Below are 20,229 nucleotides of genomic sequence, written 5' to 3' on the forward strand. Positions count from 1 at the left end.
GCGTCGGAAAACGGATAGCAGCCTTGCTGGATAAGGCTCCGCGATCGGTGCCAGAACGTATCAAAATGCAGCGAAGCGCAGATGGGAACACCGTTCCCGGCCTGTCAAGCGCGAGTTCTCAACAAAGTTATCCACAGGCGGAACCGGCGTTCCCCGATTCTTAATGAGAATCCGAAACTTAGCGGCGAAAGTGATGTTTTACTTTAACTTCACGGCGCCGGCCGTGCGCCGGCCATCGATCGCGCGCGTCGGCGCGGCGCACGGGCGATGAGCGGGGACCGCTTCGTCCGCGTCGCGCTCGATCATCCGCTGGCGACGCTGTTCGACTACCGCTATCGCGCGGCGACGCCGCCCGAACGCGGCATGCTGGTGCAGGTGCCGTTCGGAAAACGGCTCGCCGTCGGGCTGATCTGCGAAGTTGCCACTCACACCGAGGTCCCCGCGAACCGCCTGCGCGAGGTGACCGAGGTTTGCTCCGAACTGCCGCCGCTGTCCGACGCCTGGCTTGAACTGATCGCGTTCGCGGCCGACTACTACCAGCGCGGGCGCGGCGAGGTCGCGCTGCCGGCGCTGCCGCAGGCGCTGCGCGACGCGTCGCGCTGGGGCCGGCTGCTGGCACCCGAACTCCGTTATCGACTGCTGCCGGCCGGCCGCGAGGCGCTGCCCGACGCGCTACCGGCGCGCGCGGCGGCGCTGCGCCGGCTCGCGCAGGCGCTCGTCGAGGCGCCCTCGCTCGGCCTGCCCGAATTACGCGCGCTGCATCCGAAGGCGAGCGTGACGCTCGACGCCTGGTGCGAGGCCGGCTGGGCCGCGCGCGACGAGATTTCGATCGCCGAAGCCGGTGGACAACTGGTGGACAACCGGGTCGGCGCGGCTGTGCCGCCGCCGCTGACGGCCGAGCAGCAGGATGCGCTCGACGCGATCAGCGCGGCGCGCGGCTTCGCGGCGTTCCTGCTGCACGGCGTGACGGGCAGCGGCAAGACCGAGGTCTACCTGCGCGCGCTGGCGGCGCTGCTCGACGCGCGGCCCGACGCGCAGGCGCTGGTGCTGGTGCCCGAGATCAACCTCACGCCGCAGTTCGAGGCCGCGTTCCGCGCGCGCTTCGCGGCCGTGATGCCCGGCGACGCGATCGTCACGCTGCACAGCGGGCTCGCCGAGGGCGAGCGCGCGCGGCACTGGCTCGCCGCGCACACCGGCCGCGCGCGGATCGTGCTCGGCACGCGGCTCGCGGTGCTGGCCTCGCTGCCGTCGCTGGCGATGATCGTGGTGGACGAGGAGCACGAGCCCGCCTACAAGCAGCAGGAAGGGCTGCGCTACTCGGCGCGCGATCTCGCGGTGTGGCGCGCCAAGCAGCTCGACGTGCCGGTGGTGCTCGGCTCGGCCACGCCGTCGCTCGAAAGCTGGTGGCTCGCCGAGCAGGGGCGCTACCAGCGGCTCACGCTGTCGCGGCGCGCGGTGGCCGACGCGGTGCTGCCGAGCGTGCGGCTGGTCGACCTGGAGGAGGAACGGCGGCGCGGGCGCGCCTCGCTCGGCGGGCTGTCGGGGCCGCTGGTGGCGGCGCTGAAGGGGCGGCTCGAACGCGGCGAGCAGAGCCTGATCTTCCTGAACCGCCGCGGCTACGCGCCGGCACTGGCCTGCGACGCCTGCGGCTGGGTGGCCGGCTGCCCGCGCTGCAGCGCCTACGTGGTGCTGCACAAGCCCGAGCGCGCGCTGCGCTGCCACCATTGCGGCTGGGAATCGCGGATTCCGCATGCCTGCCCGGAGTGCGGCAACGTCGATCTCGCGCCGCTCGGGCGCGGCACCCAGCGCGTCGAGGAAACGCTCGCCGAGGCGGTGCCCGGCGCGCGGATCCTGCGCATCGACGCCGACAGCACGCGCCGCAAGGGCAGCGCGCAGGCGCTGTTCTCCGATGTCCACGCGGGCGAGGTCGACATCCTGGTCGGTACGCAGATGATCGCCAAGGGCCACGACTTCCGGCGCGTCTCGCTGGTTGGCGTGCTGAACGCCGACACCGCGCTGTTCTCGCACGACTTTCGCGCCACCGAGCGGCTGTTCGCGCAGCTGATGCAGGTGAGCGGGCGCGCCGGCCGCGCCGGGCTGGCCGGCGACGTGCTGATCCAGACGCGCTATCCGCGCCACGCGCTCTATCACGCGCTGGCGCGCCACGATTACGTCGGCTTCGCCAATTCGACGCTGGCCGAGCGGCGCGACGCGCACCTGCCGCCGTTCGTCTACCAGGCGCTGCTGCGCGCCGAGGGGCGCACGCTGGAGGCCGCGATCGCGTTCCTGCAGGCCGGCGCGGCCGCGCTCGCCACGCTGCCCGGGGCCGAGCGCGTGACCGTCTACGACGCGGTGCCGCTGACGATCGTGAAGGTGATGCACGTGCATCGCGCGCAGCTGCTGGTCGAGAGCGCGTCGCGCGTGGTGCTGCAGCGCGTGCTCGCCGCGTGGCAACCGCTGTTGCGCGAACTGAAGGGCGTGTTGCGCTGGAGCGTCGAAGTCGATCCGCTCGATATTTGAGCGCCAGTTCGATGCCGGTGGGCGTCGCGACGCGGCTCGCGCGAATGCATCGAAGTGGTGCAACCCGGCCGCGCCCGCGGCGATGCCGCGGCGCACCGGCCGGCCGCGGGGCCGGTTCCGGGCGGCCGGCGCAACCTCGACGCGGCACGACGAAACCGCCGCCGTGCCTTGTCGCACCTGCCTCCCGCCGGTTTTCCATTTGCCCGCCCCTGCCGCGCGTGGCGCGCCGGCGCGCCATCGCGGCGCCGCCGGCATCACTTCACCATTCCGGTGCATCCGTTGCGGGCATCCGGGCACGATTGTGGTCTAAGGGAAAATACCGATCGCCCGGATGCTTGGCGAGGCCCGGTTGCGATGATCTAATGCATTGATTCCAAAGAATTTTGTGAGGGTGCAACCGGACGTGCAATTCGGTTGCACCTTTTTATTGTGTGGCATAGGATTCGGCGAGTCTCATCCACGCGACCGCCGGCTCCAGCCCGGCACAAAAGGAATCATGGCAAGCACCACCCTAGGCGTCAAAGTCGACGATCTGCTTCGCTCGCGTCTCAAGGACGCCGCCGCGCGACTGGAGCGCACCCCCCACTGGCTGATCAAGCAGGCCATCTTCGCGTACCTCGAACGCATCGAGCACGGCCAGTTGCCGGCCGAGCTGTCGGGCCGCAGCGGCTTCGCCGAGCTGGCCGACAGCCAGGCCGACGCCGAAGACGGCGCCCCGCACCCGTTCCTCGAATTCGCGCAGAGCGTGCAGCCGCAGTCGGTGCTGCGCGCGGCGATCACGGCCGCGTACCGCCGCCCGGAACCCGAGTGCGTGCCGTTCCTGATCGGCCAGGCGCGACTGCCGGCCAACCTCGCCGGCGAGGTCCAGACGATGGCGGGCAAGCTGGTCGAGACGCTGCGCACCAAGAGCTCGGGTGGCGGCGTGGAAGGGCTGATCCACGAATTCTCGCTGTCGAGCCAGGAAGGCGTGGCGCTGATGTGCCTGGCCGAGGCGCTGCTGCGGATTCCCGATCGCGCCACGCGCGACGCGCTGATCCGCGACAAGATCAGCAAGGGCGACTGGCGCTCGCACGTCGGCCACGCGCCGTCGCTGTTCGTCAACGCCGCCACCTGGGGGCTGATGATCACCGGCAAGCTGGTCACGACCAACAGCGAGGCGGGGCTCTCGTCGGCGCTCACGCGCATGATCGGCAAGGGCGGCGAGCCGCTGATCCGCAAGGGCGTGGACATGGCGATGCGCCTGATGGGCGAGCAGTTCGTGACCGGCGAGACGATCTCGGAGGCGCTCGCCAACAGCCGCAAGTACGAGGCGCGCGGCTTCCGCTACTCCTACGACATGCTCGGCGAGGCGGCCACCACCGAAGAGGACGCGCTGCGCTACTACGCGTCCTACGAGCAGGCGATCCACGCGATCGGCAAGGCCGCCGGCAGCCGCGGCATCTACGAAGGCCCGGGCATCTCGATCAAGCTGTCGGCGCTGCATGCGCGCTACTCGCGCGCGCAGCAGGACCGCACCATGACCGAGCTGCTGCCGCGCGTGCGCGCGCTCGCGCTGCTGGCGCGCCGCTACGACATCGGCCTGAACATCGACGCCGAGGAAGCCGACCGCCTCGAGATTTCGCTCGACCTGCTCGAGGCGCTCTGCTTCGATCCGGAGCTGACCGGCTGGAACGGCATCGGCTTCGTGGTGCAGGCTTACCAGAAGCGCTGCCCGTTCGTGATCGACTACCTGATCGATCTGGCGCGCCGCAGCCGGCATCGCCTGATGATCCGGCTCGTGAAGGGCGCCTACTGGGATTCGGAAATCAAGCGCGCGCAGGTGGACGGCCTGGAAGGCTATCCCGTCTACACGCGCAAAATCTACACCGACGTGTCGTATCTGGCCTGCGCGAAGAAGCTGCTCGGCGCGCCCGACGCGGTCTATCCGCAGTTCGCCACCCACAACGCGCACACGCTCTCGGCGATCTATCACCTGGCCGGCCAGAACTACTACCCGGGCCAGTACGAGTTCCAGTGCCTGCACGGCATGGGCGAGCCGCTCTACGAAGAAGTGACGGGCCGCGACAAGCTTAACCGGCCGTGCCGCGTCTACGCGCCGGTCGGCACGCATGAAACGCTGCTCGCGTATCTGGTGCGCCGCCTGCTCGAGAACGGCGCGAACACCTCGTTCGTGAACCGGATCGCCGACAAGACGGTGGCCGTGAAGGACCTGGTGGCCGATCCGGTCGAGGAATCGGCGCGCATCGTGCCGCTCGGCGCGCCGCACGCGAAGATCCCGCTGCCGCGCCAGCTGTACGGCGATTCGCGCGCCAACTCGATGGGCCTCGACCTGTCGAACGAGCACCGGCTCGCGTCGCTGTCGTCGGCACTGCTGACGAGCGCGCATCACCCATGGCGCGCCGCGCCGCTCCTGGCCGACGAGGCGCTGGCCGACGCGCCGGCGCGCGAGGTGCGCAATCCGGCCGACCAGCGCGACGTGGTGGGCACCGTCAGCGAGGCGACGCCCGAGCACGTCGGCGCGGCGCTCGCGCACGCGGTGTCGGCCGCGCCGATCTGGCAGGCCACGCCGGTCGAGGCGCGCGCCGACTGCCTGGCGCGCGCGGCGGACCTGCTCGAAGCGCAGATGCACACGCTGATGGGCCTGGTGGTGCGCGAGGCCGGCAAGTCGCTGCCGAACGCGGTGGCCGAGATCCGCGAGGCGATCGACTTCCTGCGCTACTACTCGGCGCAGATCCGCGACGAGTTCTCGAACGACACGCATCGCCCGCTCGGCCCGGTGGTCTGCATCAGCCCGTGGAATTTCCCGCTGGCGATCTTCATGGGCCAGGTGGCCGCCGCGCTGGCGGCCGGCAACACGGTGCTGGCCAAGCCGGCCGAGCAGACCCCGCTGATCGCGGCGCAGGCCGTGCGCCTGCTGCGCGAGGCCGGCGTGCCGGCCGGTGCCGTGCAACTGCTGCCCGGCGACGGCGAGACGGTGGGCGCGGCGCTGGTGTCGGACCCGCGCACGCGCGCCGTGATGTTCACCGGCTCGACCGAGGTCGCGCGCCTGATCAACAAGGTGCTGGCGGCCCGGCTCGACCCGGACGGCAAGCCGATCCCGCTGATCGCCGAGACCGGCGGCCAGAACGCGATGATCGTCGATTCGTCGGCGCTGGCCGAGCAGGTGGTGGCCGACGTGATGAACTCGGCGTTCGACTCGGCCGGCCAGCGCTGCTCCGCGCTGCGCGTGCTGTGCCTGCAGGACGACGTGGCCGACCGCACGCTGACGATGCTGAAGGGCGCGATGCACGAGCTGTCGCTCGGCAACCCGGACCGGCTGTCGACCGACGTCGGCCCGGTGATCGACGCCGAGGCGAAGCGCACCATCGACACCCACGTCGCCGCGATGAAGGACAAGGGCCACGCGGTGACCCAGCTACCGATGCCGGACGGCTGCGCGCAGGGCACCTTCGTGCCGCCGACGCTGATCGAGATCGGCAGCATCGACGAGCTGAAGCGCGAGGTGTTCGGCCCGGTGCTGCACGTGGTCCGCTACCGCCGCAGCGCGCTCGACAAGCTGCTCGACCAGGTTCGCGCGACCGGCTACGGGCTCACGCTCGGCATCCACACGCGCATCGACGAGACCATCGCGCACGTGATCGGCCGCGCGCACGTGGGCAACATCTACGTGAACCGCAACGTGGTGGGCGCGGTGGTGGGCGTGCAGCCGTTCGGCGGCGAGGGCCTGTCGGGCACCGGCCCGAAGGCGGGCGGCGCGCTCTACCTGCAGCGCCTGCTGGCCACGCGTCCGGCCGGGCTGCCGAAGTCGCTGGAGGCATCGCTGATGGTCGATGCGCCGGTGGACGGCGAGTCGGGTAATAATCCGTCCTCGGCGCTGGCCGCGCTGCGCGACTGGCTGATCGAACAACGCGAGCCGGCGCTGGCCGCGCGCTGCGAAGGCTATCTGGCGCACGTGCTGGCCGGGGCGACCGCGGTGCTGCCGGGGCCGACCGGCGAACGCAACACCTACACGCTCGGCCCGCGCGGCACGGTGCTGTGCGTGGCGGCGACCGCCAGGGGCGCGCGCGCGCAGCTGGCCGCGGTGCTGGCCACCGGCAACCGCGCGCTGTTCGCGGGCGCCGCGGGCGAGGCGCTGGCCGCCGCGCTGCCGGCCGCGCTGAAGCCGTATGCGGGCGTGCGCAAGCAGCCCGATGCGAGCTTCGACGCGGTGCTGTTCGAAGGCGACAGCGACGAGCTGCTGGCGCTGGTGAAGGAGGTGTCGCAGCGCCCCGGGCCGATCGTGTCGGTGCAGGGCGTGGCGGCGGGCGCCTTCGAGAACGGCGACGAGGATTACGCGCTGGAACGCCTGCTGACCGAGCGCTCGGTCAGCGTGAACACCGCGGCGGCGGGCGGCAACGCGAACCTGATGACGATCGGCTGAGCGATCCCGGCTGGTTGGCATGACGAAACGGAAGCGGCAAGGCAAACCCGAAGTCGCTCCACTTACCCTGGTATTAGGAGAAGCTATGCAACACACGATGAAAAAAGTGGCAGGCGCAACGTTCGTTGCCGTCATGTCGCTGGCGGGGACCGCATACGCGGAAGACGTGAAGATCGGCTTCGCGGCGCCGATGACGGGAGCGCAGGCGCACTACGGCAAGGACATGCAGAACGGCATCGTGCTGGCGATCGAGGACTTCAACGCGACGAAGCCCGTGATCGGCGGCAAGCCGGTGACGTTCGTGCTCGACACGCAGGACGACCAGGCCGACCCGCGCACGGGTACCACGGTCGCGCAGAAGCTCGTCGACGACGGTATCAAGGGCATGCTGGGCCACTTCAACTCGGGCACCACGATCCCGGCCTCGCGCATCTACGCGAACGCCGGCATCCCGGAAATCGCCATGGCGACGGCGCCGGAGTACACGCAGCAGGGCTACAAGACCACGTTCCGGATGATGACGTCCGACACGCAGCAGGGCTCGGTGGCCGGCGCGTTCGCGGTGAAGGATCTGGGCATGAAGCGGATCGCCATCGTCGATGACCGCACCGCCTACGGCCAGGGCCTCGCCGACCAGTTCGAGAAGGCCGCCAAGGCCGCCGGCGCGACCATCGTCGATCGTGAATTCACGAACGACAAGGCCGTCGACTTCAAGGCGATCCTGACCAAGCTGAAGGCCGCCAAGCCGGACCTGATCTATTACGGCGGCGCCGATTCGCAGGGCGCGCCGATGGTCAAGCAGATGAAGTCGCTCGGCATCGCCACCGCACCGCTGATGAGCGGCGAGATGGTACATACGCCGACCTTCCTGAAGATCGCCGGCGATGCGTCGGACGGCACGATCGCGTCGCTCGCGGGCCTGCCGCTGAACGACATGCCGGGCGGCAAGGCCTACGCCGACAAGTACAAGAAGCGCTTCGGCGAGGACGTGCAGACCTACTCGCCGTATGCCTACGACGGCGCGATGGCGATGTTCAACGCGATGAAGAAGGCCGACTCGACCGATCCGGCCAAGTACCTGCCGGTGCTGGCGAAGACCGACATGGCCGGCGTGACCTCGACGCACATCGCCTACGACTCGAAGGGTGACCTGCGCAACGGCGGCATCACGATGTACAAGGTCGTGAAGGGCGAGTGGGTGCCGCTCAAGAGCATCGGCGGCAAGTAAGCATGGATTGAACGGCTGACGGGCACCGCGCGCCGCCGCGCGCGGATGCTTCGGAATCCGTTGCATCGGGCCGGCCCTCGGGGCGCGCATCGCGCGTTCCGGCGGCCGGCCTTTTTCATGGGCGCGCGCCGTGATGCCCGATCGCTCGATCGCTCGATCGACGCGCCTTGTCATGCGTTTTCCTCATCGCGGGCATGCATACGATTCGGTTGCGCGCGGAAATTGTCCTTGGCTAAATCGACCGGTACCCGCAGGCCTCCCGGCCCGCGTCCCATCGACCGTCGAGACGACCATGCAGAGCGCCACCACGCCCCGCTCCAAACTGCCGGACGTCGGCACCAACATCTTCACCGTGATCGGCCGGCTCGCCGCCGAGCACGACGCGCTGAACCTCGCGCAGGGCGCGCCGAACTTCGCGCCCGATCCGGCGCTCGTCGAGCGCGTCGCGCGCGCGATGCGCGACGGCCACAACCAGTACGCGCCGATGCCGGGCGTGGTGGCGCTGCGCGAGGCGCTCGCGGCGAAGACCGAGCGCCTGACCGGCGCGCGCTACGACCCGGGCAGCGAGATCACCGTGGTGGCCAGCGCGAGCGAGGGGCTCTACGCGAGCATCAGCGCACTCGTGCATCCCGGCGACGAGGTGCTCTACTTCGAGCCGTCGTTCGACAGCTACGCGCCGATCGTGCGCCTGCAGGGCGCCGTGCCGGTGGCGATCAAGCTCTCGCCCGAGACGCTGCGGATCGACTGGGACGAGGTGGCCGCGGCGCTGACGCCGCGTACGCGCATGATCATCGTCAACACGCCGCACAACCCGACCGCCACCGTGTTCGGCGCCGGCGATCTCGCGCGGCTCGAACAACTCACGCGCGACACCGGCATCGTGATCCTCTCCGACGAGGTCTACGAGCACATGGTCTACGACGGCGCGCCGCATCACGGCATGGCGAGTCGGCCCGCGCTGGCCGGGCGCAGCGTGATCGTGTCGTCGTTCGGCAAGTCGTTTCACGTGACCGGCTGGCGCGTGGGCTACTGCCTCGCGCCGGCGCTGCTGATGGACGAGATCCGCAAGGTGCATCAGTTCATGGCGTTCGCGGCCGACACGCCGATGCAGGTCGCGTTCGCCGGGGCGCTGGCCGAGCCGCAGAGCTACCTCGGGCTCGCGCCGTTCTACCAGCGCAAGCGCGACTTGCTCGCGCGCGAGCTGGCCGGCTCGCGCTTCGAACTGGTGCCGAGCGAGGGCACGTTCTTCATGCTCGCGCGTTTTCGCCATCTCAGTGACGAGCGCGACGGCGATTTCGTGCTGCGGCTGATTCGCGAGGCGCGCGTCGCGACCATCCCGCTGTCGGCGTTCCATGCCGACGGCACCGACACCGGCGTGATCCGGCTCAGCTTCGCGAAGGACGACGCGACGCTCGTGGAAGGCGCGCGGCGCCTGAGCGCGTTCTGAACCCTCCCCGTCCCGAACCCCGACCCCATGCAGGAGAGATCACGATGAACCGATGGAACCCGCGCGCGGCACTCGCGCTGGCCTGCGCCCTGGCTTGCGGCTTTGCCGCCGGCGGCGCCGTGGCGGCGCAGCCGCAGGCGACGCTGCGCTTCGGCGTCGAGGCGCAGTACGCGCCGTTCGAATCGAAGGCGGCCGACGGCACGCTGCAGGGCTTCGACATCGACGTCGGCAACGCCGTGTGCCGGCTCGCGCAGCTGTCGTGCAAGTGGGTCGAGACCTCGTTCGACGGGCTGATTCCGGCACTGCAGGGGCGCAAGTTCGACGCGATCAATTCGGCGATGAACGCGACCGAGCAGCGCCGCCAGGCGATCGCGTTCACCACCATCCTCTATCGCGTGCCGACGCAGCTGATCGCGCGCAGCGCCAGCGGGCTGCTGCCCACGCCCGAATCGCTCGCGGGCAAGCGGGTGGGCGTGTTGCAGGGCTCGATCCAGGAGACCTACGCGAACGCCCACTGGGCGAACGCGGGCGTGGCGGTGGTGGCCTATCAGGATCAGAACCAGGTATACGCGGATCTCGTCTCGGGCCGCCTCGACGCCACGCTGGTGCTCGCGCCGGCCGGCCAGCGCGGATTCCTGTCGCGGCCCGACGGCAACGGCTTCGGCTTCGTCGGCCAGCCGGTGCGCGACGACCGCATCCTCGGCAGCGGGATCGGCTTCGGGCTGCGCAAGAGCGACGACGCGCTGAAGGCGCGCCTCGACGGCGCGATCGAGAAATTGAAGGCCGACGGCACCATGCAGGCGCTCGGCCGCAAGTACTTCGGCGACATCGACATCTCGGCGAAGTGACCGAAGTGACGCGACATGGCGGCGGCATGGCCGGTGCCGGCCGGCCGCCGCGTTCGCTTCATTCGGTGTCGGACTGCGCGAGACGCTCGGCCACGTCGCGCAGCCACGCCTCGCTCCAGGTCAGCGCGCCCACCCTCAGGTGTTCGACCACGCTGCGGACCCAGCCGAGTTCAGTCTCGACGGTGGCCTGCAGCAGTTCGCCTTCGAGCAGGAACAGGCGCGGGATCTGCATCGCGAGCGCCGCGTTGCGTGCGGCGTCGAGGCGTTCGAGTTCTTCCTCGAGCGCGCCGATCCGCGCTTCGAGCTGGCGGCGCGCGTCCTCGACGGACAGCAGCGGCAGCACCGACAGCGCCACCGGAAACGCCGGGAATTCGCGGGCGGGCCGCGCGAGTTGTTCGCGCAGCCAGGCGCGCGCGCAGTTGCGGCCCGCGTCGGTGATCGCATAGACGGTGCGCTCCGGAAACATCCCGTCGCGCTCGGTCTCGTGGACCACCACGAGCCGTTCGCGCAGCAGCCGGTCGAGCGTCTGGTAGAGGCTGTTGCGCTGGCGCACGTTGATCACGTCGTCCTTGCCGCGCAGCTTGATCAACTGCTGGATGCGGTAGGCATGCATCGGCGCTTCGGTCAGCATCGCGAGCACCGCGAGCGCGAGGGGAGAGAATTTCGGCATGTTTCCCGCGTGACATTCATCGTCAATAAATGACTGGTTATTTTATGACTGGTGATGAATGCGCACAAGGAGGGCGCGGGAAACGGGGCCGCCGGCTCAGCCGACGTGGGTGCGCCTGGCGGGCGCCTCGGGCGTTTCCATCGTGGCGAGACCGTGCACGATTCCGCAGTCCTCCACCGTGTGTTCGCCCTGGCACTGGTCGCGCAGGTCGGTGAGCTGCGCCTTCAGGTGCTGCAGTTCGACGAGCCGGGCATTCACGTGGCCGATGTGTTCGTCGAGCAGCGCGTTGATCGAATCGCAGCGGTCGGACGGATCGTCGGTGAGGCGCAGCAGCGCGCGGATCTCGTCGTGCGTCATGTCGAGCGCGCGGCAGTTGCGGATGAAACGCAGGCGCTCGACGTGGATCTCGGTGTAGCGCCGGTAGTTGGCGTCGGTCCGCTCCGCGTCCGGCATCAGGCCCTCCTTCTCGTAGAAGCGGATCGTCTCGGGCGTGCAGCGGGCGGCTTTCGCGAGTTCGCCGATCTTCATTGCAATCTCCTGTCGGAAGCGGTTGACCTTGAAGTGGCTTCAAGGTGTTAACTGTACACCGTCAAGCGAACAGGAGAAGGTCATGGCCCAGGCGAACGAGCTGTCCGAGAGGGTGGAGGCCGACGCGGCGGTGCCGCGCACGGCGTCGGCCTGCTGCGGCGGCGCCGCGCACGCGCATGGCGCGCCGCGGGCCGGGGCGTGTTCGCACGAGCATGACGATGATCACGCGTCGGATCACGCGCACTCGCATGACCACGATCCCGAGTCGGGCCACACGCACTCGCACGGCCACGATCATGATCACGACCACGCATCGGATCACGCGCATTCGCACGATCACGGCGCCGGCTGCTGCGCGCCGGCCGCGCGCTCGCTCGCGCCGCTGCCGGGGACGAGCCGCCTCGCCGACGGCAGCGAGCGCACCGCGTTCCGCATCATGCAGATGGACTGCCCGACCGAGGAGACGCTGATCCGCAAGAAGCTCGGCGGCATGGCCGCCGTCACCGCGCTCGACTTCAACCTGATGCAGCGGATGCTGACGGTGGTGCATGCGCCGGGCGCGGCCGACGCGGTGGCCGCCGCGATCCGCTCGCTCGGCATGACGCCCGATGCGGCCGGCGCCGATGCCGCCGGCGGCGCGCCCGTGCCCGCGGCCGAGGCCAAGCCGCTCTGGCCGCTCGTCGCGGCCGGCGTGGCGGCGCTCGGCTCCGAGGCGCTGACCTGGGCCGGCCTGCCGACCTGGCTCGCGGCGCTGCTCGCGGTGGCCGCCGTCGCGCTCTGCGGCCTGACCACCTATCGCAAGGGCTGGATCGCGATCCGCAACGGCAACCTGAACATCAACGCGCTGATGAGCATCGCCGTGACGGGCGCGATGGTGATCGGCCAGTGGCCCGAGGCCGCGATGGTGATGGTGCTGTTTACGATCGCCGAGCTGATCGAGGCGAAGTCGCTCGACCGCGCGCGCAACGCGATCCAGGGCCTGATGCGGCTCGCCCCCGACACGGCCACGGTGCGCCGGCCCGACGGCAGCTGGGCACCGATGGCGGCCGCCGAGGTCGCGCTCGGCGCGATCGTGCGCGTGCGACCCGGCGAGCGCATCGGGCTCGACGGCGCGCTCGTGGCCGGCCGCTCCACGGTGAACCAGGCGCCGATCACGGGCGAGAGCCTGCCGGTCGAGAAGGCGCCCGGCGATGCCGTGTTCGCCGGCACCCTCAACGAGGCCGGTTCGTTCGAGTATCGCGTCACGGCGGTGGCCTCGAACACCACGCTCGCGCGCATCATCCACGCGGTCGAGGCGGCGCAGGGCGCGAAGGCGCCCATCCAGCGCTTCGTCGACCGCTTCGCGCGCGTCTACACGCCGATCGTGTTCGCGATCGCGCTGGTGGTGGCGATCGCGCCGCCGCTGCTGGCGGGCGGCGCGTGGCACGACTGGTGTTATCGCGCGCTGGTGCTGCTGGTGATCGCCTGCCCGTGCGCGCTGGTGATCTCCACGCCGGTGACGATCGTCTCGGGGCTCGCGGCTGCGGCGCGGCGCGGGATCCTCGTGAAGGGCGGCGTCTATCTCGAGGAGGGCCGCAAGCTCGGCTGGCTCGCGCTCGACAAGACCGGCACGCTCACGCACGGCAAGCCGGTGCGCACCGATGCCGAGCCGTTCGCGCGCGACGTCGAGCCGGCGCGCATCGCGTGGCTCGCCGCGAGCCTCGCGAGCCGCTCCGATCATCCGGTCTCGCAGGCGATCGCGACCGCGGCGGCGGCCGACGGCGTGCGGGCGTTCGCCGAGGTCGACGGCTTCGAGGCGCTGCCCGGGCGCGGCGTGCGCGGCGAGATCGACGGCGCGGCCCACTGGCTCGGCAATCACCGGCTCGCGGTCGAGCTCGGCCGCGCCTCGGCGGCGCTCGACGCGCGCGTGGCCGAACTCGAGGCGCAGGGCAAGACCGTGGTGATGCTCGGCGACGCGGCGCGCGTGCTCGGCCTGTTCGCGGTGGCCGACACGGTCAAGGACACGAGCCGCGAGGCGGTGGCGCAGCTGCATGCGCTCGGCATCCGCACGGCGATGCTGACGGGCGACAACGCGCACACCGCCGCGGCGATCGCGCGCGAGGTCGGCATCGACGACGCGCGCGGCGGCCAGCTGCCCGAGGACAAGCTCGCGGCGGTGGCCGAACTGGCGCGGCAGGGCCGCGCGGTGGGGATGGTCGGCGACGGCATCAACGACGCGCCCGCGCTCGCGCGCGCCGACATCGGCTTCGCGATGGGCGCGATGGGCACCGACACCGCGATCGAGACGGCCGACGTCGCGCTGATGGACGACGACCTGCGCAAGATCCCCGCGTTCGTGCGGCTCTCGCGCGCCACCCACCGCGTGCTGCTGCAGAACATCGGCTTCGCGCTGGTGGTGAAGCTGGTGTTCCTCGGGCTCACGCTGGCCGGGCTCGGCACGATGTGGATGGCCGTGTTCGCCGATGCGGGCGCGAGCCTGATCGTGGTGGCCAACGGCTTGCGGCTGTTGCGCGCGTCGCGCTGACGGAGGGCGACATGGGGCAGCTCGCGAGATGGTTCGATCGGTTGCTGCACGGCGCGGCGCCCGGATCGCGCGCCGGACGCGGCGGCCGGTGCGGAGCGCCTGACAATGGCGCGCCCCGTGGCGGAGCGCTCGGCGATGGCGCGCCCGGCGGCGGCCCGGCACGCCCCGACAGCACCGCGAGCCGGCGCCCCGGATTCAAGCGGCTGCGCGCGGGCGATGCGAGCCCGCCCTCGGTCTGCCGGCGCTGCCGCGCGCCGCTCGACCCGGCCGCGCGCTGGTGCGTGCATTGCGGGACGCGCATGCGCTGAACCTCACGCACGCGATGGACCCGGCCGCTGCCAGCCGGGATGCCGCGCAGCGCAGCGGCAGATGGATCTTGACCTGACGGTTTGCCATGCGCGGAGCGCCTCGATCGTCGGCCGGGCCCATGCCGGCGCCCGCCCAGGCGAGAAACCGGCGCAATCCACGCGATCCACGCAATCGATGCAAGCCGCGCGTGGGCCCGCTTCCTGCTGCGCCGATCGTTTCGCTGACCGTAGCGTCCGCCATGTTTGCCGATTTTCGATAACGCGTGGATTTATGACTCTCTAGCATCGGTGGTCGATCACCCGTTCCCGCCGCGCCACGTCAGGCGCGGCCGGCCCGAATGGGTGCCACCCAAGGAGAACACGCGATGCACGCAGAGTCGAACGGCCGTCCCGCAGCGGGCGGCGCGCCGGGGCCGGCGCTGAAGCAGACCCTCGGCACCTGGCAGCTGTGGGGGATCGCGGTCGGCCTCGTGATCTCGGGCGAATACTTCGGCTGGAGCTACGGCTGGGCCAGCGCCGGCACGCTCGGCTTCGTCGTCACGGCGCTGTTCATCGCGGCGATGTACACCACCTTCATCTTCAGCTTCACCGAGCTGACCACCTCGATCCCGCACGCGGGCGGCCCGTTCGCCTACGCGCGCCGCGCGTTCGGCCCGGCGGGCGGCTACCTGGCCGGCGTCGCCACGCTGGTGGAGTTCGTGTTCGCACCGCCCGCGATCGCGCTCGCGATCGGCGCCTACCTGCACGTGCAGTTCCCGTCGCTGGAGCCGAAGCACGCGGCGATGGGCGCCTACCTCGTGTTCATGGCGCTCAACATCGTCGGCGTGCAGATCGCCGCCACCTTCGAGCTGATCGTCACGCTGTTCGCGATCTTCGAGCTGCTGGTGTTCATGGGCGTGGTGTCGCCGGGCTTCTCGTGGGAACACTTCTCGAAGGGCGGCTGGGGCGGCGCCGGGCACTTCTCGCCCGGCGCGTTCTCCGGCATGTTCGCGGCGATCCCGTTCGCGATCTGGTTCTTCCTCGCGATCGAGGGCGTGGCGATGGCCGCCGAGGAGGCGAAGAACCCGCGGCGCTCGATCCCGATCGCCTACGTGGCCGGCATCCTCACGCTGGTGGTGCTGGCCATCGGCGTGATGGTGTTCGCGGGCGGCGCGGGCGACTGGACCAAGCTCGCCAACATCAACGATCCGCTGCCGCAGGCGATGAAGACCATCGTCGGCGAACACAGCGGCTGGATGCACATGCTGGTCTGGCTCGGCCTGTTCGGGCTCGTCGCGTCGTTTCACGGCATCATACTCGGCTATTCGCGCCAGATCTTCGCACTGGCGCGCGAGGGCTACCTGCCCGAATGGCTCGCCAAGGTCCACCCGCGCTTTCGCACCCCGTATCGCGCGATCCTTGCGGGCGGCGTGGTGGGCATCGCGGCGATCTACAGCGACGAGCTGATCCAGTTCGGCGGCCAGACGCTGACCGCGAACATCGTGACGATGTCGGTGTTCGGCGCTATCGTGATGTACATCGTCAGCATGGCCGCGCTGTTCAAGCTGCGCCGCAGCCAGCCGGCGATGGCGCGGCCGTTCCGCGCGCCGCTCTATCCGCTGTTCCCGGCGTTCGCGCTGGCCGCCGCGCTGGTGTGCCTCGCCACCATGGTCTATTTCAACGCGCTGGTCGCGCTGATCTTCCTGGTGATCGTCGGGCTCGGCTACGGCTATTTCATCGCGACGCGCGCGCAGCGTGCTGCCGCGCCGGCCGAGGCGCTGCTCGAGGAATGACGCGCGCCGAGCGCGCCGACTGACCGCAGGAGAGTTGCAGATGGCCCATACGGAGACGATCGGCTCGCGTACCTACCGCTTCGCGGACCTGAGGACGCTGCTCGCGCGCGCGAGCCCGCTGCGCTCGGGCGACCAGCTGGCCGGCATCGCGGCGGCCAGCGAGGAGGAGCGCGTGGCCGCCAAGATGGCGCTCGCGAACGTGCCGCTCAAGGCGTTCCTGAACGAGGCGCTGATCCCCTACGAGCGCGACGAGGTCACGCGGCTGATCGTCGACACGCACGACGCGGCCGCGTTCGCCGAACTCGCGCACCTGACGGTGGGCGAGTTCCGCAACTGGCTGCTGTCGCCGGCCGCCGACGGTGCCGCGCTGGAACGTGTCGCGCCGGGCCTCACGCCCGAGATGGTGGCGGCCGTCTCGAAGCTGATGCGCAACCAGGACCTGATCGCGGCGGCTCGCAAGCGCCGCGTGGTCACGCGCTTTCGCAACACCATGGGGCTGCCGGGGCGCATGTCGGTGCGGCTGCAGCCGAACCACCCGACCGACGACGTGAAGGGCATCGCCGCCTCGATGCTCGACGGCCTGATGTACGGCTCGGGCGACGCGATGATCGGCATCAATCCCGCCACCGACAGCCTCGCCGCGATCACGAAGCTGCTCGCGATGATCGACGCGTTCCGCGAGCGCTACCGCGTGCCGACGCAGTCCTGCGTGCTGACCCACGTCACCAACACGATCGCGGCGATCGAGCAGGGCGCGCCGGTGGACCTGGTGTTCCAGTCGATCGCCGGCACCGAGCAGGCCAACGCGAGCTTCGGCATCTCGCTCGCGCTGCTCGGCGAGGCGCACGAGGCCGCGCGCTCGCTGAAGCGCGGCACCGTCGGCGACAACCTGATGTACTTCGAGACCGGCCAGGGCAGCGCGCTGTCGGCCAACGCGCATCACGGCGTGGACCAGCAGACCTGCGAGGTGCGCGCCTACGCGGTGGCGCGCCGGTTCCGGCCGTTCCTCGTCAACACGGTGGTGGGCTTCATCGGCCCCGAGTACCTGTACGACGGCAAGCAGATCATCCGCGCCGGGCTCGAGGATCACTTCTGCGGCAAACTGCTCGGCGTGCCGATGGGCTGCGACATCTGCTATACGAACCACGCCGAGGCCGATCAGGACGACATGGACACGCTGCTGACGCTGCTCGGCGCGGCCGGCATCAACTTCATCATGGGCATTCCCGGTGCCGACGACGTGATGCTGAACTACCAGAGCACCTCGTTCCACGACGCGCTCTACGTGCGCGAGGTGCTGGGGCTGCGGCGCGCGCCCGAGTTCGAGGAATGGCTGGAGGCGATGGAGATCGCCGACGCGAAGGGCGCGCTGCTGCCAGCCTCGGCGCGCACGCCGCTGCTGGCCGGCGCCGACGCGTGGATGGGGCTCGGCGCATGACGGATCCGGTCGAGAAGAACCCGTGGGGCGCGCTGAAGTCGTTCACGAACGCGCGCATCGCGCTGGGCCGCGCGGGCAGCAGCCTGCCCACCGCGCCGCTGCTCGCGTTCAACCTCTCGCACGCGCAGGCGCGCGACGCCGTGCATCAGCCGCTCGACGCCGACCGGCTGCGCGGCGAACTCGAGGCGACCGGCTTCGCGACGCTGGCGGCCGACAGCGCCGCGCCCGATCGCCAGCATTACCTGCGGCGGCCCGACCTCGGCCGGCGCCTGTCGGATCCGAGCCGCGCGGCATTGGGCGAGGCCGCCGACGGCGCGGGCGAGCCCGATCTGGTGTTCGTGATCGGTGACGGACTGTCGGCGTTCGCGGCCGCGAAGCAGGCGCTGCCGCTGCTGAACGCGGTGCGCGGGCGGCTCGAGGCCGACGGCTGGACGCTCGGCCCGGTGGTGGTGGCGCGCCAGGCACGCGTCGCCCTCGGCGACGAGATCGGCGAGCTGCTGCGCGCGCGCTTCGTGGCGATGCTGATCGGCGAGCGGCCGGGGCTCAGTTCGCCCGACAGCCTCGGCGTGTATCTGACCCATGCGCCGCGGGTGGGCTGCCACGACGCGCAGCGCAACTGCATCTCGAACGTGCGGCCCGAGGGGCTGCCGCATGCCGCCGCCGCGCACAAGCTGCACTACCTGCTGACGCAGGCGCGGCGGCTCGGGCTGACGGGCGTCGGGCTCAAGGACGACAGCGACGCGCTGCTGCCGGAAGGCGCGGACCACGAACGGATCGACGCGCGGCGGTGATCCGGGCGGGTGGTCCGATTGCGTGTTCCGAACGCGTGGGTCGGTCAGGACTCGCGGCCTTGTGCGAGCAAGGCCGCACACAGGAAATCCGCCATCGCGGCCGGTGCGCCGGCCTGCTCCGATGCCTGCCGGAACAGGTCGAGATCCTTCGCCGGAATCGCGTTGTCGCCGAACGGCGAGGTGCCCTCGGTGATCATCCGCGCGTAGTTCACGTAGATGGGCGAGGCGAACAGCGTGGACGTGTACAGGTCGGCCACGGCCCGCGGGTCCAGCCCGGCGTGCCGCGCGAGCGTGAGGCCTTCCTCCAGCGCGGCGGCCGCGCAGAAGATCAGGAAGTTGCCGATCAGCTTGACGGTGAGCGCGTGGCCGAAGGTGGCGCCGAAATCGAACACCTGCTGCACGCCGAGCGCGGCGAGCACCGGGCGCACGCGCTGCCGCGCCGCCGCCGGCCCGACGCAGGCGGCGATCAGCCGCCCGACGCGCGCCGCCTCGGGGCGCCCGAACACCGGCGCCTCCACCAGCGTGCAGCCGTGTTGCGCGTGCAGCGCCGCGATCCGCCGCGAGGCCTCGGGCGACAGCGTACTCATCGAGACATGCACGCCGCCTTCGGCGAGCCGGTCGAGAAAGTCCTCGCTGCGCACCAGCGCCTCCACCGACGCATCGTCCCAGAGCAGGCTGATCACGACGCCGCCCGGCGGCACCGCGTCGGCGGCGCGCGGCGCCCACTGCGCGCCCTGTTCGAGCAGCTCGTCGGCCTTGGCGGCCGTGCGGTTGTGGACGATCAGGCGGTAGCCGGCGTCGAGCAGGTTCTGCGCGATCGGCAGCCCCAGCGCGCCGAGTCCGATCAGGCCGACTGTCTCGCAAGCGTGATTCATCTGTGAGCTCGTGGGTGGAGAAGGGAGGGCACGGCCGTCAGGACACGCGCACGCGCTGCCGGCGCTTTTCGGTGACGACGATCGTCACCGCCGCGATCAGGAAATACAGCGCGCCGACGCAGGCGTAACCGCCGATCCTCGTGATCGCCTGCGTGACGGGGACATGCGCCTGCGCGAAGAAGGCGGCGCCCGCCAGCGCCGACTGCGCGCCGCTCAGGATCATCGGCCACTGGCCGCCGGCCGACTTCCAGCGGCGCACGGCGGTGCCGAGCTGCAGCAGCCCCGCCACGATCGCCCAGGCGCCGAACACGCCCAACACCCCCAGCGCGCCGCCGTCGCGCGATTGCAGCGCGACCACCACGGCCGCCGTGGCGGCGACGCTCATGACGAGGTTGATCGCCTGGGTGCGGTTGGTGCCCGCGCCGCCGCTGCGCGACATGTCGATGCCGTTGGCGAGCGCGTCCCAGGCCGGGTAGATCACCAGCAGCACGGCGGCCACGGCGGGCGCCTGGCGGCCGATCGAAAACGCCAGCGCGGCCCAGATCACCGAGAACGCGGTACGCGTGAAGTAATAGCGCTTGAGCCAGGATTCGTCTTGCGCGGGAAGGGAATGAGGGGAACGGTCCACGATGGCGACTCCGCTTCGTGTTGAAGAGGCGCCCAGCATCGCAGGCGGGTGCCGCGCACGGTATCGGTCGAATGACCGACGCCGGCGGGAAGGGCGGCGGCGCGTGCATCGCGGCGCGCGCATCGGGTCGAATGCAGAACAAACGAATGCGGAAAAAAAGCGCCGGCGATCCGCCGCCGGCGCCTGTCCAAGTCCCCTCGTTGGCGCCGCCGGTCGTGGATCGGCGACCGGC

13 protein-coding genes are annotated in these 20,229 nt (G+C 70.7%); 9 read left to right on the forward strand and 4 right to left on the reverse strand.

Features of this window, described 5'->3' with window-relative positions; all coding sequences use genetic code 11:
• The first annotated feature begins 267 nt into the window (after positions 1–267).
• From BpN12_RS14920 to BpN12_RS14940, 5 genes are all read left to right on the forward strand, one after another.
• On the forward strand, positions 268–2,520 hold the full coding sequence (locus BpN12_RS14920; RefSeq protein WP_246796359.1) for a primosomal protein N': 2,253 nt from the start codon (positions 268–270) through the stop codon (positions 2,518–2,520).
• Positions 2,521–3,016: 496 nt separating this feature from the next.
• A complete protein-coding gene (putA, locus tag BpN12_RS14925; protein ID WP_246796360.1) occupies positions 3,017–6,940 on the forward strand; it encodes a trifunctional transcriptional regulator/proline dehydrogenase/L-glutamate gamma-semialdehyde dehydrogenase in 3,924 nt (1,307 codons plus the stop codon).
• An 85-nt stretch (positions 6,941–7,025) separates the two neighbouring features.
• Positions 7,026–8,168 carry a branched-chain amino acid ABC transporter substrate-binding protein gene (locus BpN12_RS14930; RefSeq protein WP_246796361.1) on the forward strand — a complete coding sequence of 381 codons (1,143 nt, stop codon included), beginning with the start codon at positions 7,026–7,028 and terminating at the stop codon, positions 8,166–8,168.
• 292 nt (positions 8,169–8,460) lie between these two features.
• A complete protein-coding gene (locus BpN12_RS14935) occupies positions 8,461–9,615 on the forward strand; it encodes a methionine aminotransferase (protein ID WP_246796362.1) in 1,155 nt (384 codons plus the stop codon).
• Between the two features lie 44 nt (positions 9,616–9,659).
• Positions 9,660–10,463 (forward strand): transporter substrate-binding domain-containing protein, encoded by an 804-nt coding sequence (locus BpN12_RS14940; RefSeq protein WP_246796363.1) that lies wholly within the window; start codon positions 9,660–9,662, stop codon positions 10,461–10,463.
• A 58-nt stretch (positions 10,464–10,521) separates the two neighbouring features.
• On the opposite strand, the gene BpN12_RS14945 is transcribed toward BpN12_RS14940, so the two are convergent.
• Positions 10,522–11,133 carry a PadR family transcriptional regulator gene (locus BpN12_RS14945; RefSeq protein ID WP_246796364.1) on the reverse strand — a complete coding sequence of 204 codons (612 nt, stop codon included), beginning with the start codon at positions 11,131–11,133 and terminating at the stop codon, positions 10,522–10,524.
• 96 nt (positions 11,134–11,229) lie between these two features.
• Positions 11,230–11,661, reverse strand: a complete 432-nt coding sequence (cadR, locus tag BpN12_RS14950) for a Cd(II)/Pb(II)-responsive transcriptional regulator (RefSeq protein WP_246796365.1) — start codon at positions 11,659–11,661, stop codon at positions 11,230–11,232.
• Between the two features lie 82 nt (positions 11,662–11,743).
• Here cadR and BpN12_RS14955 point away from each other — a divergent pair, with 82 nt between their 5' ends.
• From BpN12_RS14955 to eutC, 4 genes are all read left to right on the forward strand, one after another.
• Positions 11,744–14,185, forward strand: coding sequence for a heavy metal translocating P-type ATPase (locus BpN12_RS14955; protein WP_246796366.1), 2,442 nt, complete (start codon positions 11,744–11,746; stop codon positions 14,183–14,185).
• Positions 14,186–14,858: 673 nt separating this feature from the next.
• Positions 14,859–16,265, forward strand: coding sequence for an ethanolamine permease (gene eat, locus BpN12_RS14960; RefSeq protein WP_246796367.1), 1,407 nt, complete (start codon positions 14,859–14,861; stop codon positions 16,263–16,265).
• 40 nt (positions 16,266–16,305) lie between these two features.
• Positions 16,306–17,703 carry an ethanolamine ammonia-lyase subunit EutB gene (locus BpN12_RS14965; protein WP_246796368.1) on the forward strand — a complete coding sequence of 466 codons (1,398 nt, stop codon included), beginning with the start codon at positions 16,306–16,308 and terminating at the stop codon, positions 17,701–17,703.
• Positions 17,700–18,494 (forward strand): ethanolamine ammonia-lyase subunit EutC, encoded by a 795-nt coding sequence (gene eutC / locus BpN12_RS14970; protein WP_246796369.1) that lies wholly within the window; start codon positions 17,700–17,702, stop codon positions 18,492–18,494. Before BpN12_RS14965 ends, eutC begins: the two co-directional genes overlap by 4 nt.
• 44 nt (positions 18,495–18,538) lie before the next feature.
• Here eutC and BpN12_RS14975 read toward each other — a convergent pair whose 3' ends face one another.
• The gene (locus tag BpN12_RS14975; protein WP_246796370.1) at positions 18,539–19,369 is read right to left on the reverse strand and encodes an NAD(P)-dependent oxidoreductase; all 831 of its coding nucleotides are present in this window, start codon (positions 19,367–19,369) and stop codon (positions 18,539–18,541) included.
• 37 nt (positions 19,370–19,406) lie between these two features.
• Positions 19,407–20,000 (reverse strand): DUF308 domain-containing protein, encoded by a 594-nt coding sequence (locus BpN12_RS14980; RefSeq protein WP_246797913.1) that lies wholly within the window; start codon positions 19,998–20,000, stop codon positions 19,407–19,409.
• Between the last annotated feature and the right edge of the window lie 229 nt (positions 20,001–20,229).

Source organism: Burkholderia perseverans (assembly GCF_022870505.1).
Classification (GTDB): domain Bacteria; phylum Pseudomonadota; class Gammaproteobacteria; order Burkholderiales; family Burkholderiaceae; genus Burkholderia; species Burkholderia plantarii.